The 14,598-nt window shown below is 67.3% G+C and carries 17 protein-coding genes and 1 riboswitch; of the genes, 9 read left to right on the forward strand and 8 right to left on the reverse strand.

The features are described 5' to 3' along the window. Positions 1-25: 25 nt before the first annotated feature. The 3 genes from AC4EEV_RS09240 to AC4EEV_RS09250 form a co-directional block, all read right to left on the reverse strand. Entirely contained in the window at positions 26-460 is a 435-nt protein-coding gene (locus AC4EEV_RS09240; RefSeq protein ID WP_491330730.1) for an SRPBCC family protein, read from the reverse strand. A 123-nt stretch (positions 461-583) separates the two neighbouring features. After that, complete coding sequence (modA, locus tag AC4EEV_RS09245) at positions 584-1,420, reverse strand: molybdate ABC transporter substrate-binding protein (RefSeq protein WP_491330731.1); 837 nt, start codon at positions 1,418-1,420, stop codon at positions 584-586. Continuing rightward, positions 1,417-1,827, reverse strand: coding sequence for a TOBE domain-containing protein (locus AC4EEV_RS09250; protein ID WP_491330732.1), 411 nt, complete (start codon positions 1,825-1,827; stop codon positions 1,417-1,419). The genes modA and AC4EEV_RS09250 overlap by 4 nt, the downstream gene beginning before the upstream one ends. 117 nt (positions 1,828-1,944) lie before the next feature. On the opposite strand from AC4EEV_RS09250, the gene AC4EEV_RS09255 reads away from it, so the two are divergent. Together AC4EEV_RS09255 and AC4EEV_RS09260 are read left to right on the forward strand one after the other, a co-directional pair. Further along, complete coding sequence (locus AC4EEV_RS09255; RefSeq protein WP_491330733.1) at positions 1,945-2,814, forward strand: DUF4031 domain-containing protein; 870 nt, start codon at positions 1,945-1,947, stop codon at positions 2,812-2,814. Further along, a complete protein-coding gene (locus AC4EEV_RS09260; RefSeq protein ID WP_491330734.1) occupies positions 2,811-3,632 on the forward strand; it encodes a 2-phosphosulfolactate phosphatase in 822 nt (273 codons plus the stop codon). The genes AC4EEV_RS09255 and AC4EEV_RS09260 overlap by 4 nt, the downstream gene beginning before the upstream one ends. Positions 3,633-3,635: 3 nt before the next feature. On the opposite strand, the gene AC4EEV_RS09265 is transcribed toward AC4EEV_RS09260, so the two are convergent. Beyond that, the gene (locus tag AC4EEV_RS09265; protein ID WP_491330735.1) at positions 3,636-4,037 is read right to left on the reverse strand and encodes a YccF domain-containing protein; all 402 of its coding nucleotides are present in this window, start codon (positions 4,035-4,037) and stop codon (positions 3,636-3,638) included. A gap of 70 nt (positions 4,038-4,107) precedes the next feature. Beyond that, on the reverse strand, positions 4,108-4,719 hold the full coding sequence (locus AC4EEV_RS09270; RefSeq protein WP_491330736.1) for a phosphoribosylanthranilate isomerase: 612 nt from the start codon (positions 4,717-4,719) through the stop codon (positions 4,108-4,110). A gap of 115 nt (positions 4,720-4,834) precedes the next feature. Here AC4EEV_RS09270 and AC4EEV_RS09275 point away from each other — a divergent pair, with 115 nt between their 5' ends. The 5 genes from AC4EEV_RS09275 to AC4EEV_RS09295 all read left to right on the forward strand — a co-directional run bounded on the left by AC4EEV_RS09275 (position 4,835) and on the right by AC4EEV_RS09295 (position 7,947). After that, a complete protein-coding gene (locus tag AC4EEV_RS09275; protein ID WP_018760817.1) occupies positions 4,835-5,419 on the forward strand; it encodes a HutD/Ves family protein in 585 nt (194 codons plus the stop codon). A gap of 74 nt (positions 5,420-5,493) precedes the next feature. After that, positions 5,494-5,559, forward strand: a riboswitch (guanidine-III (ykkC-III) riboswitch). A gap of 10 nt (positions 5,560-5,569) precedes the next feature. After that, positions 5,570-5,893 (forward strand): DMT family transporter, encoded by a 324-nt coding sequence (locus AC4EEV_RS09280; protein WP_018760816.1) that lies wholly within the window; start codon positions 5,570-5,572, stop codon positions 5,891-5,893. A gap of 2 nt (positions 5,894-5,895) precedes the next feature. Beyond that, the gene (locus tag AC4EEV_RS09285) at positions 5,896-6,255 is read left to right on the forward strand and encodes a DMT family transporter (RefSeq protein WP_018760815.1); all 360 of its coding nucleotides are present in this window, start codon (positions 5,896-5,898) and stop codon (positions 6,253-6,255) included. 9 nt (positions 6,256-6,264) lie between these two features. After that, positions 6,265-6,891 (forward strand): nucleoside/nucleotide kinase family protein, encoded by a 627-nt coding sequence (locus AC4EEV_RS09290; protein ID WP_491330737.1) that lies wholly within the window; start codon positions 6,265-6,267, stop codon positions 6,889-6,891. A gap of 42 nt (positions 6,892-6,933) precedes the next feature. After that, the gene (locus tag AC4EEV_RS09295; protein ID WP_491330738.1) at positions 6,934-7,947 is read left to right on the forward strand and encodes an aldo/keto reductase; all 1,014 of its coding nucleotides are present in this window, start codon (positions 6,934-6,936) and stop codon (positions 7,945-7,947) included. 69 nt (positions 7,948-8,016) lie between these two features. Here the strand turns inward: AC4EEV_RS09295 and AC4EEV_RS09300 are convergent, their stop codons facing one another. The 3 genes from AC4EEV_RS09300 to betT are packed head-to-tail and all read right to left on the reverse strand — an operon-like array spanning position 8,017 to position 13,273. Continuing rightward, positions 8,017-9,600: a GMC family oxidoreductase gene (locus AC4EEV_RS09300; protein WP_491330739.1), complete on the reverse strand. Its 1,584-nt coding sequence runs from the start codon at positions 9,598-9,600 to the stop codon at positions 8,017-8,019. A gap of 5 nt (positions 9,601-9,605) precedes the next feature. Continuing rightward, positions 9,606-11,102 carry an aldehyde dehydrogenase family protein gene (locus tag AC4EEV_RS09305; protein WP_491330740.1) on the reverse strand — a complete coding sequence of 499 codons (1,497 nt, stop codon included), beginning with the start codon at positions 11,100-11,102 and terminating at the stop codon, positions 9,606-9,608. Further along, entirely contained in the window at positions 11,099-13,273 is a 2,175-nt protein-coding gene (gene betT / locus AC4EEV_RS09310; protein WP_491330741.1) for a choline BCCT transporter BetT, read from the reverse strand. The genes AC4EEV_RS09305 and betT overlap by 4 nt, the downstream gene beginning before the upstream one ends. 414 nt (positions 13,274-13,687) lie before the next feature. On the opposite strand from betT, the gene AC4EEV_RS09315 reads away from it, so the two are divergent. Continuing rightward, on the forward strand, positions 13,688-13,864 hold the full coding sequence (locus AC4EEV_RS09315) for a putative quinol monooxygenase (protein WP_491330742.1): 177 nt from the start codon (positions 13,688-13,690) through the stop codon (positions 13,862-13,864). 20 nt (positions 13,865-13,884) lie between these two features. Continuing rightward, positions 13,885-14,535: an MBL fold metallo-hydrolase gene (locus tag AC4EEV_RS09320; protein WP_491330743.1), complete on the forward strand. Its 651-nt coding sequence runs from the start codon at positions 13,885-13,887 to the stop codon at positions 14,533-14,535. Positions 14,536-14,598: the final 63 nt, after the last annotated feature.

Genomic DNA, 14,598 nt, shown 5'->3' on the forward strand with positions numbered 1-14,598 from the left:
TTGGTACCTTTCGTGTTTGCCTGGCTCAGCGGCTTTCGAGTACCTGCTTGAGCTTGGACAATTGGGCGACCTCGGCTTCCATGGTCCTGGTGACCATCGAATCCAGGACCCGCATCAGGAGCGGCAGCTTGGCCTCAAGGCTGAACGTTACCGTCGTCCTGCCGCCGTCCCCGGCGAGGGTGTACGTGCCGGTGGGGCGGGCAGGACCGGCCACCACTTCGAAGGCCAGCAGGCGCCCGGGCTGGGCCGCCGTGATCCTGTAGTCACCCTGGATGGGACGGCCCTTGGGACCGGACAGGGTCTGGTTGTAGACGGCTCCCACTTCACCCACACCGCCCTCCCGGAGGGAGATGGATTTCACGCCCTCACGCCATGCGGTGTTGTTCAGGCCGTCGGCGAGGAAGTCATAGACCTCCCCGGCAGGCCGGTCGATGACGATGCTGTTCTCCGCGTGGGCCATGCGTTTCCTCCGGACGTTGGATTGGAACTACGGGTATCTGGACGGGTGTACCGGGGGCGCCCCCGGCTTAGCGCACGGTGTGTGCCTGGCCCCACACTACTGCCGCGCGGGTGGTTCCGGTCATTACTGTCCACCGGGCCCGAATCCAGCCGAAGCGAGGAGCTTTTGCCCTTCCGCGCCGGTCACCAGGCTAATGAAGGCCTGCGCTGCGGCCTTGTTCCGGCCACTGGCCACACCGGCGATGGGGTACGTATTGACGGCGCCCTGCGACTCCGGAAATTCGATGCCGTCCACCTTGGCGCCGGCTGCCTTGACGTCCGTGCCGTACACCAGGCCGGCATCGGCCTCGCCCGACGTGACCTTGCCCAGGACGTCGGTGACGGCGTTTTCCTCGCTGACGGGAGCCAGCGTAATTCCTGCCGTGCCCGCCACCTTTGCCGCCGCTGCCCCGCACGGGACCTGTGTGGCGCAGACCACCAGCTTGATGCCCGGCCGTGCCAGGTCCTTGAGCGCCGAAATTCCGGCCGGGTTGCCCGGCGGAACCGCAATGGCCAGGGTGTTGGTGGCGAAGTTGCGGGGTGCGCCGTCAGCCAGGCCGGCGTCCTGCAGTTTCTTCATGTTGGCCGTGTCCGCCGAGGCGAAGACGTCCGCGGGGGCGCCCTGGTTGATCTGGCTGGCAAGGTCAGAGGATCCCGCGAAGCTCAACGTGACCGTGGTTCCGGGGTTTTCTTTTTCGAAGGTGTGCGCCAGCTCGGTGAAGGTGGCCTTGAGGGAGGCTGCCGCGAAGACCGTGATGGCTCCTGTTGGCGGGCCGGAGCCGGCAGCCGCAGCGGAAGTGGTGCCGGTGGCCGGGCCGCCTGCCGGCGCGCAGCCGGAGAGGACGGCCAGTAAGAGTACCGCCAGCGGGAGGACGGCGGCCCGGATGGTGGACCCGGCTGGGCGGACAGTTTGCTTGCTCATGCGGTGGCCCGGCCTTTCGGGGATTCGATGATGACTGTTGTTGCCTTGACCACTGCAGTGGCGACGGCACCAGGCTCCAGCCCCAGATCGCGCACCGCCTCGCTGCTCATGAGGGATACCACCCGGAAGGGCCCGCACTGCAGCTCCACCTGGGCCATGACTTTGTCGGCGATGACGTTCGTGACCAGGCCGACGAACCGGTTGCGGGCCGAGCTGCCGCCGCGTTGCGGATCATCCGGGAGCTGGGCCAGCTTCCGTGCATGCGTGGCAAGCTCCAGTCCGTCGACGGCGAGCCGGCCGGAGTCGTCCCGGAACGGCGTCAGTGTTCCGTGGTCCGTCCACCGGCGGACGGTATCGTCGCTCACGCCCAGGAAACGGGCGGCTTCGGAAACGCGGATAAGGGCCATGCGGCAATCTTAGTCCGCAAATGCAACTAGTTGAGTGCTATCGCGGCGCAAATGAGTAATATGGCTGGCGTGCCGGTCCAGCGGATAACCGCCACGCGCCAGCACTAGACTCCTTCCATGGCCATCTACATCGACCCGCCATTGTGGCCTGCACACGGTACGCACTTCTCGCACCTGGTGTCCGACACATCGCTGGACGAGCTGCATGTGTTCGCTGCCGCCTCGGGAATCCCCGAGCGGGCGTTCGACGGCGACCACTACGACGTGCCGGAGCGCCGCTTTGATGAACTGGTGGCGGCGGGGGCCGTCCCGGTGGAAGCCCGGCTCCTGGTCCGCAAGCTGATCGCCAGCGGACTGCGGATACCGGCACGCCGGCGGAACAAATCGCTGAAAGTTCCGCTGCTGAACCGCTGGGAAGCCATCATGCCCGGGCACGATGCCCTCTTCCTGGACCTGCTGGACCGCTGGAGCGAACCCCACCGGCACTACCACGGCTGCACCCACCTGCTCTCCGTCCTGGAGGCACTGGACCTCCTCACCGAGCCGGCCGAGGCACCGCGCACCGTGCTCTTGGCAGCCTGGTTCCACGACGCCGTGTACCGGGGCACGCCGGGACAGGACGAGGAAGAATCCGCCCGGCTGGCCGAGGACCGGCTCACCGCGGCCGGCCTGCCGGAGTCGGACGTGGCAGAGGTGGTCCGGCTGGTCCTGCTGACATCGGACCACCGGCCCGAACCCGGCGACGACGACGGCGCCCTCCTTAGTGACGCGGACCTGTCAGTCCTGGGCGGGGACCCGGAGGAGTACGCCCGTTACGTCGCGGCCGTCAGGAAGGACTACGCGCACGTCGGTGACGCCGACTTCGCTGCCGGCCGGACCGCCGTCGTGCGTCACCTGCTGGAACTGGACCCGCTCTTCCACCACCGCCGCGCCAAGGAACTGTGGCTGCACGCCGCGCACCGCAACCTGAAAGGCGAACTGGCATGAACGCTCCCCGCTCCACGCCGCGGCACACGCACTCGGCGAACGCCGCGCACCGTCAGCTCCCTTTCGAGGTGCGGCTTGATTGGGGACTGAACGGCGCCAGGACCGTGGCCCCGGGAGCGGACATCGCGGTGGTGGTGGACGTCCTGTCCTTCAGCACCTGCGTCAGCGTGGCCCTGGACCGGAAGGCCGAGGTCTTCCCCTTCCCGTGGCGCGATACCCGGGCCGAAGACTTCGCCGCCCACCACCACGCCCAGCTGGCGGGCCCCCGGGACGGCGGCGGGCTGAGCCTCTCACCGGCAAGCCTGCGCAGCGCAGAAACGCTGGACCGGATCGTCCTGCCATCCCCCAACGGCTCTGAACTGTGCCATGAGCTGGCAGGCGAGGTTCCACTGGTGGCCTCGGTATGCCTCCGCAACGCCGCGGCCACGGCGGACTGGGTCGCGGCCAACCTTCCCGGCGACGCGGTGGTGGCGGTGGTTGCGGCCGGTGAGCGGTGGCAGGACCGAACCCTTCGGGCCGCCGTGGAAGACCAGATCGGGGCCGGGGCTTTCATCGCAGGGCTGGCAGCCGCCGGGAAGGGCGGCTACGAAGCCGGCGACGGCAGGCACGGCTATGCTCCGGAAGCCGTGGCGGCGATGGCCGTTTTCGAAGCCGCCGAGCCGCGGCTGCGTGAGGTGCTGTTGCGGTGTTCCAGCGGCCGCGAACTGACAGGTGCCGGCTACACGGAGGACGTGGACATCGCGGCCGAACTGGATGACAGCGGGTCCGTGGCCATCCTGCGGAACGGGGCGTTCCGGCCACTGCCGCCGGAGCACTGACCCTTAGCGGTAGTTGCTGGCAAACGGCCTGCTGGAAGGCACGATCTGCTTGCCCAGTGGCATCAGGGACACCGGGATCAGCTTGAGGTTGGCGATGGCCAGCGGGATGCCCACAATGGTCATGGCCATGGCGAACGCCGTGAGCACATGGCCGACGGCGATCCAGATGCCGGCAACGAGCAACCAGATCACGTTGCCCAGCAGCGAGAAGACACCGTTGCCGCCGGGCCGGTCAACCACCATCCGGCCAAAGGGCCAGAGCGTGTAGGCCGCGATCCGGAAGGACGCGATGCCCCACGGGATGGTGACGATCAGCAGGCAGCAGACCACGCCCGCAAGGAAATAGCCCAAGGCAAGCCAGAAGCCGCCGAAAACAAGCCAAATGATGTTCAGAAGTGTCTTCATGAACCCATTCTGCCCCCGGACCTCCGGCAAAAAGGTAGGGGACTCCCCTGATCTTGCCCTGAGCGCAGCGCTATACCGCGGCAGGTGCCTTGGCGGCCTGCACGAAGGCACGGATCTTTGCCAGGTCCTTCACGCCGCGGGTCGCTTCGACGCCCGAGGAGACGTCCACGCCCCAGGCCTGGGCAGCGGCCGAGGCCTGGCCAACGTTGGCCGCGTCCAGGCCGCCGGCAAGCAGCCAGTCCCGGCCCTGCAGCACCGGCAACGCCGCCACGGAGGCGTAGTCCCAGGACTCGCCGGAGCCCGGCGCCGCCGCATCGATCAGGAGCAGGTCCTCGCCCCAGTCTTCGAATTCATCGTCGGAGGCACCCATGGTGATGGCCCGGACCAGCTTCATGCCGGCATTATGCACCGTTGCCACGTCCGCCCGGGAACGGTTCCCGTGCAGCTGGATCCATTCAAGGCCCGCCGCCCGGGCAATGGCGACGGCGTCCACCACGGGTTCGTCGCGGAACACGCCAATCGGGCGAACTCCAGCGGGCACCTCCGACAAGAGGGAGGCGGCCTGGGAGGGCGAGACCACCCGGGGGCTGGCGGTGAGCACGAAACCTACGGCGTCGGCCCCTGCTTCCACCGCCGCGCGGACCGATTCGGGCGTACTGAGACCACACACTTTGACGAACATTCCCGGCTCCTTCAGGCTGTTTTCGTGATGACCCCCCGGAGGAGATTAGCAGGACGGGACGCAACCTGCGACGCCGGACCCTGAACCTGCCGGGCTTGGGAACTAGGCTGGGCGGATGCAGATCATCCGCTTCGCAGGGCTCAAGGCCGAACCATGGCGCAACGGGGGCGGGGTGACGAGGGAAATCGCGCGCCAGGGCTCGTCCGACGGCGGCTGGGATTGGCGGGTGAGCATCGCGGACGTCACCAAGGCAGGTGACTTCTCCGCGTTCCCCGGCATGGAACGGGTCCTGACCGTGATCGAGGGTGAACTGCTGCTGCTCACGGTGGACGGAGCAGAGCAGCCGTTGGAGAAATACCGTCCCTTCCGGTTCGACGGCGGCGCGGCCACAACAGGGTCACTGCCCACCGGAGACATCCGCGACCTGAACGTCATCACCCGCGCCGCGGCATACAAGGGGTACACCTCCATCATCGAGCTGTCCAAGAAGCGGGCGCATCCGGTGTTCGATGGCCAACTGGCGGTGCTGCTGCAGGGTCAGGCTGTGGTGAGTGAAGGCGGCAGCGGGCAGGCGGACACCAACCCGGTGGAACTGGGCCGTTACGACGCCGTGGCCGGTTCGGACGACAACAGCCCGGAGATCCTGGGCCGGGGCTTCCTGGCAGTGGTGTCGGTCGACCCGCTGGAGCCCGCCGGGTAAAGCCCCCTCCCCCCGCATGGTGAGGTTGGGCACCATCGCTGGCCCCCCGGCGTCGTGCGTTGCTACGCTGGAATCCAAGGCTCCGCACCAGAGCCTCCGGACGACGGTTCAGTACCCGGCACGCGACAAGACTGGCCAAAGGATCTGGTCATGTCGTGGATAATCCTTCTTCTTTCCGGCGCCCTCGAGGCCGTCTGGGCAGCCGCCCTGCACCGGTCCGCCCAGGTTTCCGGCCGCCGCCGCATCGCGCCCGCGGCCGTGTTCCTGCTGGCCGTCGCGGCGAGCACCGGCGGCCTCGCCATCGCCATGCAGTCCATCCCCACCGGAACGGCCTACGCCGTCTGGGTAGGGGTCGGCGTGGTCCTGACCTCCGCCTACGCCATGGCCACCAGGGTTGAACGCCCGACGGCGGCCCGGCTGGCGCTGCTCACCGGCATCGCCGCGTGCGTGGTCGGCCTGAAGGTGGTGGCGTAACCGTGAAACGCTCAGTTCCCTGGCTGGTCCTTCTGGCCTCCGCGGTCCTGGAAGCTGTCTGGGCCACCGCCCTGGGCTTGTCCGAGGGCTTCAGCAAGCCCCTCCCCACCGTCGTTTTCGCCGTCACGGCGGCCCTGAGCATGCTGGGCCTGGGCATGGCCATCCGGAGCATTCCACTTGGCACGGCCTACGCGGTCTGGGTGGGCATCGGTGCTTCACTGACGGTCGGCTGGGCGATGATCACGGGCGTGGAGCCCTTCAGCGTCCTGAAGCTCCTGTTCATTGCCGGCATCGTGGGTTGTGCCGCCGGCCTGAAGGCGCTTCCCGCGAAGGACCAGGCAGCCGCGCGCAGCAGTGACTAGGCTCTTGCCATGGACTCCCCCGAGATCGTGCAGGCAGTCGATGCGCTCCGGCGCAGGCTGGCCCCGGAGACGCGCACCATCCTGGGCATCGCCGGCGCGCCGGGATCCGGGAAGTCCACGTTTGCCGCGTGGCTGCAGGAGCAGTTCAGCCCCGGCACGGCGGTGGTGGTCCCGATGGACGGCTTCCACCTGGGCAACGCGATCATCGAGGGGACGCCGCTGCGGGAGCGCAAAGGTTCCATTGATACGTTCGACGGCGGGGGCTACCTTTCGCTGCTGCGCCGGTTGGCGCGCCGGGACGAGGCCGTAGTGTACGCACCGGAGTTCCGCCGCACCCTGGACGAGCCGGTGGCTGCCTCGATTGCGGTGCCCGCGGACGTCCCGCTGGTCATCACCGAGGGCAACTACCTGCTGGCCGGGCAGGAGCCGTGGAAGGAGGTGCGGGCGCAGCTGGACGAAGTATGGTTCCTCGAAACTCCGCCCGCACTCCGCCTGCAGCGGCTGGTGGACCGGCACGTGTCATTCGGCATGGACCGTGCGGCCGCCCTGGCCTGGGCCACCGGACCCGATGAAGCAAACGCTCGGCTGATCCAGGTCGACCGGCAGGCGGCCGACCGGATCATCCCCTGGCTGTAAACGACCACCACTCCACACTGCAGGAACCGAACAGGAGCACCCATGGCACACACCCCCACTGACCACGGCCACCCGGTCCAGCTCGGCGACGGCCTGGCCGTCAGCCCCCTGGGCTTCGGCGGCATGGCCCTCACCCCGGTCTACGGCGACGTTGACCCCGCTGAGGCGCTCCGGACGCTGCACCACGCCGTCGATGCCGGTGTCAGCTTCATCGACACCGCGGACATTTACGGCGGAGGCAGCAACGAGGAGCTGATCTCCCAGCTCCTCAAGGAGCGGCGGGCCGAGATCCAGCTGGCCACCAAGTTCGCGCTGGTGGGCACCCCCGCGGACGGCTACACGGACATCCGGGGCGACGCGGAATACGTACGCCAGGCTGTGGACCGCAGCCTGCAGCGGCTGGGCACCGACGTCATCGACCTTTACTACATGCACCGCCGCGACGTCAGGGTCCCCATCGAGGAAACCGTGGGCGCCATGGCGGAGCTGGTGGAGCAGGGCAAGGTCAAGCACTTGGGCCTGTCCGAGGTGACGGCGCAGGAACTCCGGGACGCCTCCGCCGTCCACCCGATCTCCGCAGTCCAGAGCGAGTGGTCCATCTGGAGCCGGGATGTGGAACGCAACGTGGTTCCTGCCGCAGCAGAGCTGGGTGTGGGCTTTGTCCCCTACTCCCCGCTGGGCCGCGGCTTCCTCACCGGCACCGTGGATACGTCAAGCCTGGGCGAGAAGGATTTCCGCCGGAATATCCCGCGCTTCGCCCCCGATGCCGCAAGCGCCAACCAGGCAGTGGTGGACACCGTCCGGTCCGTCGCGGAACAGCTGAACGCCACGCCGGCGCAGGTTGCCTTGGCGTGGCTCTTCGCCCAAGGCAAGCAGCTTGGCCTGCCCGTCGTCCCCATCCCCGGGACCCGGAAGGCGGCCCGGATCGACGAGAACCTTGGCGCCCTGGGCCTGGACCTTACCCCGGCCCACCTGGCCGTCCTTGCCGCGGCGTCGGACGCCGTCGTCGGGTCCCGGTCCGCGAACCCCACCTGGGTGTCCGAAGGGCGCGAATAGCCGGCCGGCCGGGTACGGCAAAGGGCGGCTCCCCCGGAGGGAGCCGCCCTTTTGGCCAGGCCGTGTGGATCAGGCGGTGCGTGCCGCGCGGACCAGTTCCGCGCAGCGTTCGCCGATCATCATCGTGGTGATGTTCGGGTTCACGGTGGTCAGCTCGGGCATCACGGACGCATCGGCCACCCGGAGGCCGGTGACGCCCTTGACCCGCAACTGGGGATCCAACGGCGACATGTCGTCGTCGGCCGCTCCCATCCGCACCGTCCCCGCGGGGTGGTACACGGTGTTGTGGGTCTTGCGGATGTAGTCGGCGATCTCCTCGTCGGTCTGGATGGCGTCGCCCGGGTACAGCTCGGTGCCTACCCAGTCGGCGAGTGCAGGCTGCGCGGCGATCTCGCGGGCCTTGCGGATTCCCGCGGTCATGACGCGCATGTCGTGGCCGTCCGGATCGGTGAAGTAGCGCGGATCCACCTTGGGCTTGTCCCGGAAGTCCTTGCTGCGCAACTTCACCGTCCCGCGGGAGCGGGCGTGGGTGACGTTGGGGGTCAGGCAGAAGCCGTTCTCCGTGGTGGGGAAGCCCTGGCGCAGGGTGTGCATGTCGAACGGAACCGACCCGTAGTGGAACATCAGGTCCGGCCGGTCCAGGCCCTCTTCGGTGGTGGTGAAGATGCCGGCCTCCCACCACTGGGTGGACGTCTTGGTCATGGGCTGCTTGGCCTCCCACTGGATGACGCCCTCGGGGTGGTCCTGCAGGTGCTCGCCCACGCCGGGGGAATCAACGCGAACGGGGATGCCGAACTCTTCCAGTTGCGCGGCCGGGCCGATCCCGGACAGCAGAAGCAGCTTGGGCGAATCGATGGCGCCGGTGGAGACGATCACTTCGGACCTTGCGGTGAGCTGGTGTGTTTTGGCGAAGGCGTTGTCCACCACGGCCACGCCGGTGCAGCGGTTGGTCCCGTCAAACGTCAGTTCCTTGGCGCGCAGCCCGGTCAGCAGGGTGAAGTTCTTCCGGTCCATGATCGGGTGGATGTAGGACACCGAGCTGGAGGACCGGGTGCCGTCGGCGCGGCGGTTGATCTGGAAGAAGCCCGCTCCGTTGATCACGGTGTCGCCGGTGTTGAAGTGTGCCTTGGGGATGCCCGCCTGTTCGCAGGCTTCCAGCATGGCGCGGCCGGTGGGGTCCGTGGCCGGAACGTTCATGAGGTGGACGGGGCCGCTGTCGCCGTGGTGCGGCGCGTCCGGGCCGGCGTCCTCGTTGGTTTCCAGCTGCTTGTACAGCCGGTAGGCCGTCTCGGAGTTCCAGCCGGCGGCGCCGAACTTCTTCTCCCACTCGTCAATGTCTTCCCGGGGCGCCCAGAACGCAATGCAGGAGTTGTGGCTGGAACACCCGCCCATCACCTTGGCGCGGGCATGCCGCATGAAGGAGTTGCCGTTCTCCTGCTCCTCGATGGGGTAGTCCCAGTCGTAGCCGGATTCCAGCAGCTCCATCCAGCGGTCCAGCTGCAGGATCTTGGGAATGTTGCGGTCATCCGGCCCGGCTTCCACCAGGGCAACGTCCACCGACGGGTCCTCGCTCAGGCGGGATGCCACGGCGGCGCCGGCGGAACCGCCGCCGATCACGATGTAGTCGAACTCTGTCTTTGCTTCGCTTGCCATGTGTCCTACTTCCCCTCTGCAGCGGCGGCATGGTCGCTGAACCAGCCGGTGACCTGCGGATCGATGTTCTGGTAGACGTGCTTGGCTTCCTGGTATTCGGCCAGGCCGGTGGGGCCCAGTTCGCGGCCCACGCCCGACTGGCCGAAGCCGCCCCACTCCGCCTGCGGCAGGTAGGGGTGGAAATCGTTGATCCAGATGGTTCCGTGGCGCAGCGCCCGGGCAACCCGCTGGGCCTTCCCGGCATCCTGGGACCAGACGGCACCGGCCAGGCCGAAGTGGGTGTCGTTGCCGATCTTGATGGCCTCCGCCTCGGTGTTGAAGGTTTCCACCGTGACCACCGGCCCGAACGCCTCGTCAACCACCACGGACATGCCGCTCTTGACCTGGTCCAGGACGGTGGGCAGGTAGTAGAAGCCCTTTTCGAGCTCCCCGCCGCCCCAGGCGCCGCCGCACCGCAGCCGGGCGCCTTCGGCGATGCCCTTCTCCACGTAGGCGGTGACCTTGTCCCGGTGCGCGGCAGAGATCAGCGGGCCGGTCTCGGCGTCGGGATCGAACGGACCACCCAGCCGGATCTTTTCGGCCCGGCGGACCAGTTCGGCCACGAACTTCTCCGCAATGGACTCCTCAACCACCAGGCGTGCACCGGCGGAGCAGACCTGCCCGGAGTGCACGAACGCGGCGTTGAGCGCGTTGTCCAGGGCAGCGTCGAAGTCGGCGTCCGCGAAGATGATGTTCGGATTCTTGCCGCCCAGTTCCAGCGCCACTTTCTTGACGGTGGCAGCTGCCGAGGCCGCGATGGCTTTCCCGGTCTCCAGGCCGCCGGTGAAGGAGACCAGGTCAACCTCAGGGTGGCCGGAGAGGACGGGCCCCACGATCTTGCCGTCGCCCAGGACAAGGTTCGCGACGCCGGCGGGCAGGCCCAGTTCCTGCAGGACTTCCATCATCAGGATGGAGGTGTGCGGCGTCAGTTCGCTGGGTTTGAGGACGAAGCTGCAGCCGGCGGCCAGGGCGGGCGCAATTTTCCAGGCGGCCTGGAGCAGCGGGTAGTTCCACGGCGCGATCAGCGAGCACACGCCCACGGGCTCGTATTCGATCCGGCTGACCACGGTGCGGCTGCCCGCGTCCACCACCCGTCCGGAGTCCTGGCCGGCCAGCTTGCCGAAGTACTCAAAGCAGTTGGCGATGTCGTCCATGTCGATTTCGCTTTCCACCAGTCGCTTGCCGGTGTCCAGCGTCTCGGCGCGGGCGAAGTCATCCTTCCGTTCCCGCAGCCTGGCGGCGACCCCCAGCAGGAACGAGCCCCGCTCCAGTGCCGAGGTGCCTGCCCATTCCCCGGCGTCGAACGCCGTCCTGGCCGCGTGCACGGCGCGCTCGGCGTCCCCTGCTGTTGCTTCCGCAACGGTCCCGACCAGCTGCCCGTCCGCGGGGCAGTGGATGTCCCGGGTGCCGCCGTCGGACGCTGCAACCCAACTGCCGCCGATGAAAAGCGTTGACGTGCTCACTTAGTTTCCTCCTGCATGTCGAAGTCGGATTCCCAATTGTCTTTTGCCACCTGGTCCTCCACGAGGAGGGTGATTCCGGGCGCTGCACGGTTCAGGTGCAGGAATTCGAGGTGCTGTTCGTAGTGGTCCAGGACATCCGTGATGACCTGTTCCCTGGTGTAGCCCATGAGGTCGTAGCCGTGGCTTCCCTCCTGTGCGAACACTTCCATCCGGTAGTAGTGGTCATCCGGATCCGCCCGGCGGGTGGCGTAGCTGGGGGTCTCGTACCGGACCGGGTAGATCTGGTATTTGAACGCCCGTTCCTCCCCCATGGCCAGCTGCAGGTCGATGCTCGGAATCCCGCAGGCCTCCACCGTGGTGATGGCCAGGGTTGTTTCGGCGCCCTGCTCGCGCAGCTCCGCTTCCACTTCCTCCAGCGCCGGAATGGCCACGGTTTCGGCGAACCGGATGGTCTGCTTGCGGCCGGGATAGTTCATGGCCCGGACCAGCCGCTGCCGCCAGGTCCGGCCGGCACGCTGGTCCGCCGCCCGGCCGGTAATGATGCCGGGCAGGCTCGCCCGGTAGCTGTCGTTGAGCGAATTCTCCACGCGGAGGGCCTTGTACAGGCCCAGCATGATCAGCACCAGCAGCAGGGACAGCGGCAGCCCCATGACGATCGTGGCGTTCTGCAGCGTGGTCACGCCGCCAACGGTCAGCATGGCCAAGGTCAGCAAGCCGGTGGCCACGGCCCAGAACACGCGCATCCACTCGGGACCGTCCGAGTCCGCGTCCTTCAGGTGCGAGGTGAAGTTGGACATGACCAGCGCGCCGGAATCGGCAGAGGTCACATAGAACAGCAGGCCCGTGAACGTGGCCACGGCGGCGGTAACCGGGACGGCCGGAAACTGCTCCAGCAGGCTGTAGAAGCCGCGCTCCGGGTGGCTCATGGCCGCCTCGCCGAACGCTGCGTTGCCGTTCATGATCAAGTCGAGGCTGGAGTTTCCGAAGATGGAGATCCACAGCACGATGAAGATGAACGGAACGGTCATGGTGCCCAGGACGAACTGCCTGATGGTGCGGCCACGGGAGATCCGGGCCAGGAACAAGCCAACGAACGGGGCCCAGGCGATCCACCACGCCCAAAAGAACAGGGTCCAGGCGTTCATCCAGTCGGTGGGACGGTCATAGGCGAAGGTATCCAAAGTCATGCCCGGGAACCGGCTCATGACGTCGCCGACGTTCTGGACGATCCCGTCCAGCAGGAAGCTGGTCTTCCCGGTTACCAGCACGAACAGCATCAGCGCCACCGCCAGGACGACGTTCAGTTCCGAGAGCCGGCGGATGCCCTTTTCGACGCCGGACACCACGGAGACCGTTGCCATCACCACGGACAGCACGATCAGCCCGATCTGCACGGCCAGGTTCTCCGGAATGCCGAACATGAAGTTCAGCCCGTAGTTCAACTGGACGACGCCGATGCCCAGGGATGTGGCGATGCCGAAGATGGTGCCGAGCAGGGCGGCGATATCCACCGCGTGCCCCATGGGCCCCTCGATCTTCTTGCCGAAGATGGGGTAGAGCGCCGAGCGGATGCTCAGCGGCAGGTTGTGGCGGTAGGAGAAGTAGCCCAGGGCGAGCCCCATCAGGGCGTACAGGGCCCAGCCGGTGACGCCGTAGTGGAACAGCGTCCACACCAGGGCCTGGCGTGCGGCTTCCGCGGTACCCCCTTCGCCCTGCGGCGGGGCAAGGTACTGGCTGACGGGTTCGGACACGGAAAAGAACATCAGGTCGATGCCGATGCCTGCCGCGAACAGCATGGCCGCCCAGGTGAACATCCCGAACTGTGGCTTGGAGTGGTCCGGCCCGAGCTTGGTCTTGCCCACCCGGGACAGCGCGGCGACCAGGACGAAGATGACCACGGCGGTGACGATCAGGAAGTAGTACCAGCCCATGTTGGTGGACACCCAGCCCACCATGGACCCGATGACGGCGTCGGCGTTGTCCTTGGCAAGAATCGCCCAAAGCGCGATGCCCACCACGCCGATGGCGGAGCCGAGGAAGACAGTTTTGTTGACCCGGGTCCTGGCCTCCGGGCTGCCTGTTCCGTGGCCGGTTCCGGCCATTGCCGGCGGCTTCTGTTCCGATGTTTCACGCCCCGCGGTGCCCACGGGGGGTGCTGCTTTTTGGCTCATTGGATCCCATTTCAGTTTTGAGGCTGCGGTCCGGACGCCGGTTCCACGTGCTTGGTACTGACTGGGGAAAAGCACTCAGCCGGCGTCGCAAAAAGTCTGGCTTGACTTCCGACGCTAACAACCGGAACTGCATAAGGCCCACTTTTATGAATCTCCTCACGGCGGATGCAGCCGCAGGTCACACCGGGATTTGGGTCCGGCAAGGGCGGGAAGAAAGCGGTCCGCAGCCGTGTTGCACGCAGTGGGTACCGGTCAGCCGGCCGTGCCATGCCCATGCCAAGGAGCCTCATGCCTGCCATCGTCCACTTCGAAGTCCGGATCGACCCCGCCCGCCGCGACGACGCCGCAAAGTACTTGTCCGAAACGCTCGCGGCCACCCGCGCGTGACCTGGTAACCAGGGCATCGAGGCGTTGGTGGATGACGCGGACCCCTGCCACATCCTGGTCGTGGAAACCTGGGCCACCACGCAGGACCACGACGACTACGCCGCCTGGCGCACTACACCCGAAGGAAAAAACGCGCTGCACGAAATCCTGGCCGGCCCGCCGTCCAAGCAGGTCTACTCCACTGCCTTGCCGCTGGGCCTGTAGCCCGTCCCTAGACTGAAGCCATGGACTCACTTCTCTACGACCTGCCGGCCATCACCATCCGCAGCATCTCCGTCAGCGCAATGGACAACAACGTGTACCTGCTGACCGCCAAGGAAAGCGGCGCGCAGCTGCTCATTGACGCCGCTGACGACCTTCCGGCCATCCGGCAGTTGCTCGCGGACGGCGCCGCGGACACAGCCGCGGCTCCGCGGCTGGCCCTGATCGCCACCACGCACCAGCACTGGGACCACGTGCGGGCGCTGAAGGAACTGGTGGACGCCACCGGGGCCAGGACAGCGGCGGGAGCGGACGACGCCGATGCGTTGCCGGTTCCGGTGGACGTCCGGCTAAGCCACGGGGACGTCGGGAATTTCGACGGCTTCGACGTCACCGCCGTGCACCTGCGCGGCCACACGCCGGGCTCGATCGCCTTTGTGTACCAGGACCCGGAAGGACCGGCGCACATCTTCTCAGGCGACTCGCTGTTCCCCGGCGGGGTGGGCAACACGGAGAAGGACCCGGAACGGTTCGCCCAGCTCCTGTCCGACGTCACGGAGCGGTTGTTCGACGCCTACCCGGACTCCGCCGTCGTGCACCCCGACCACGGCAAGCGGACGACGCTTGGTGCCGAACGTCCGCACTTGGACGAATGGCGTGCCCGCGGCTGGTAAAACCAGGCGGCTATTTGGGTTAAAACACAGCGGTGGTTGAGCCTGTCGGAACCGACAAGCTCA

The organism is Pseudarthrobacter sp. MOO14 (assembly GCF_058267675.1).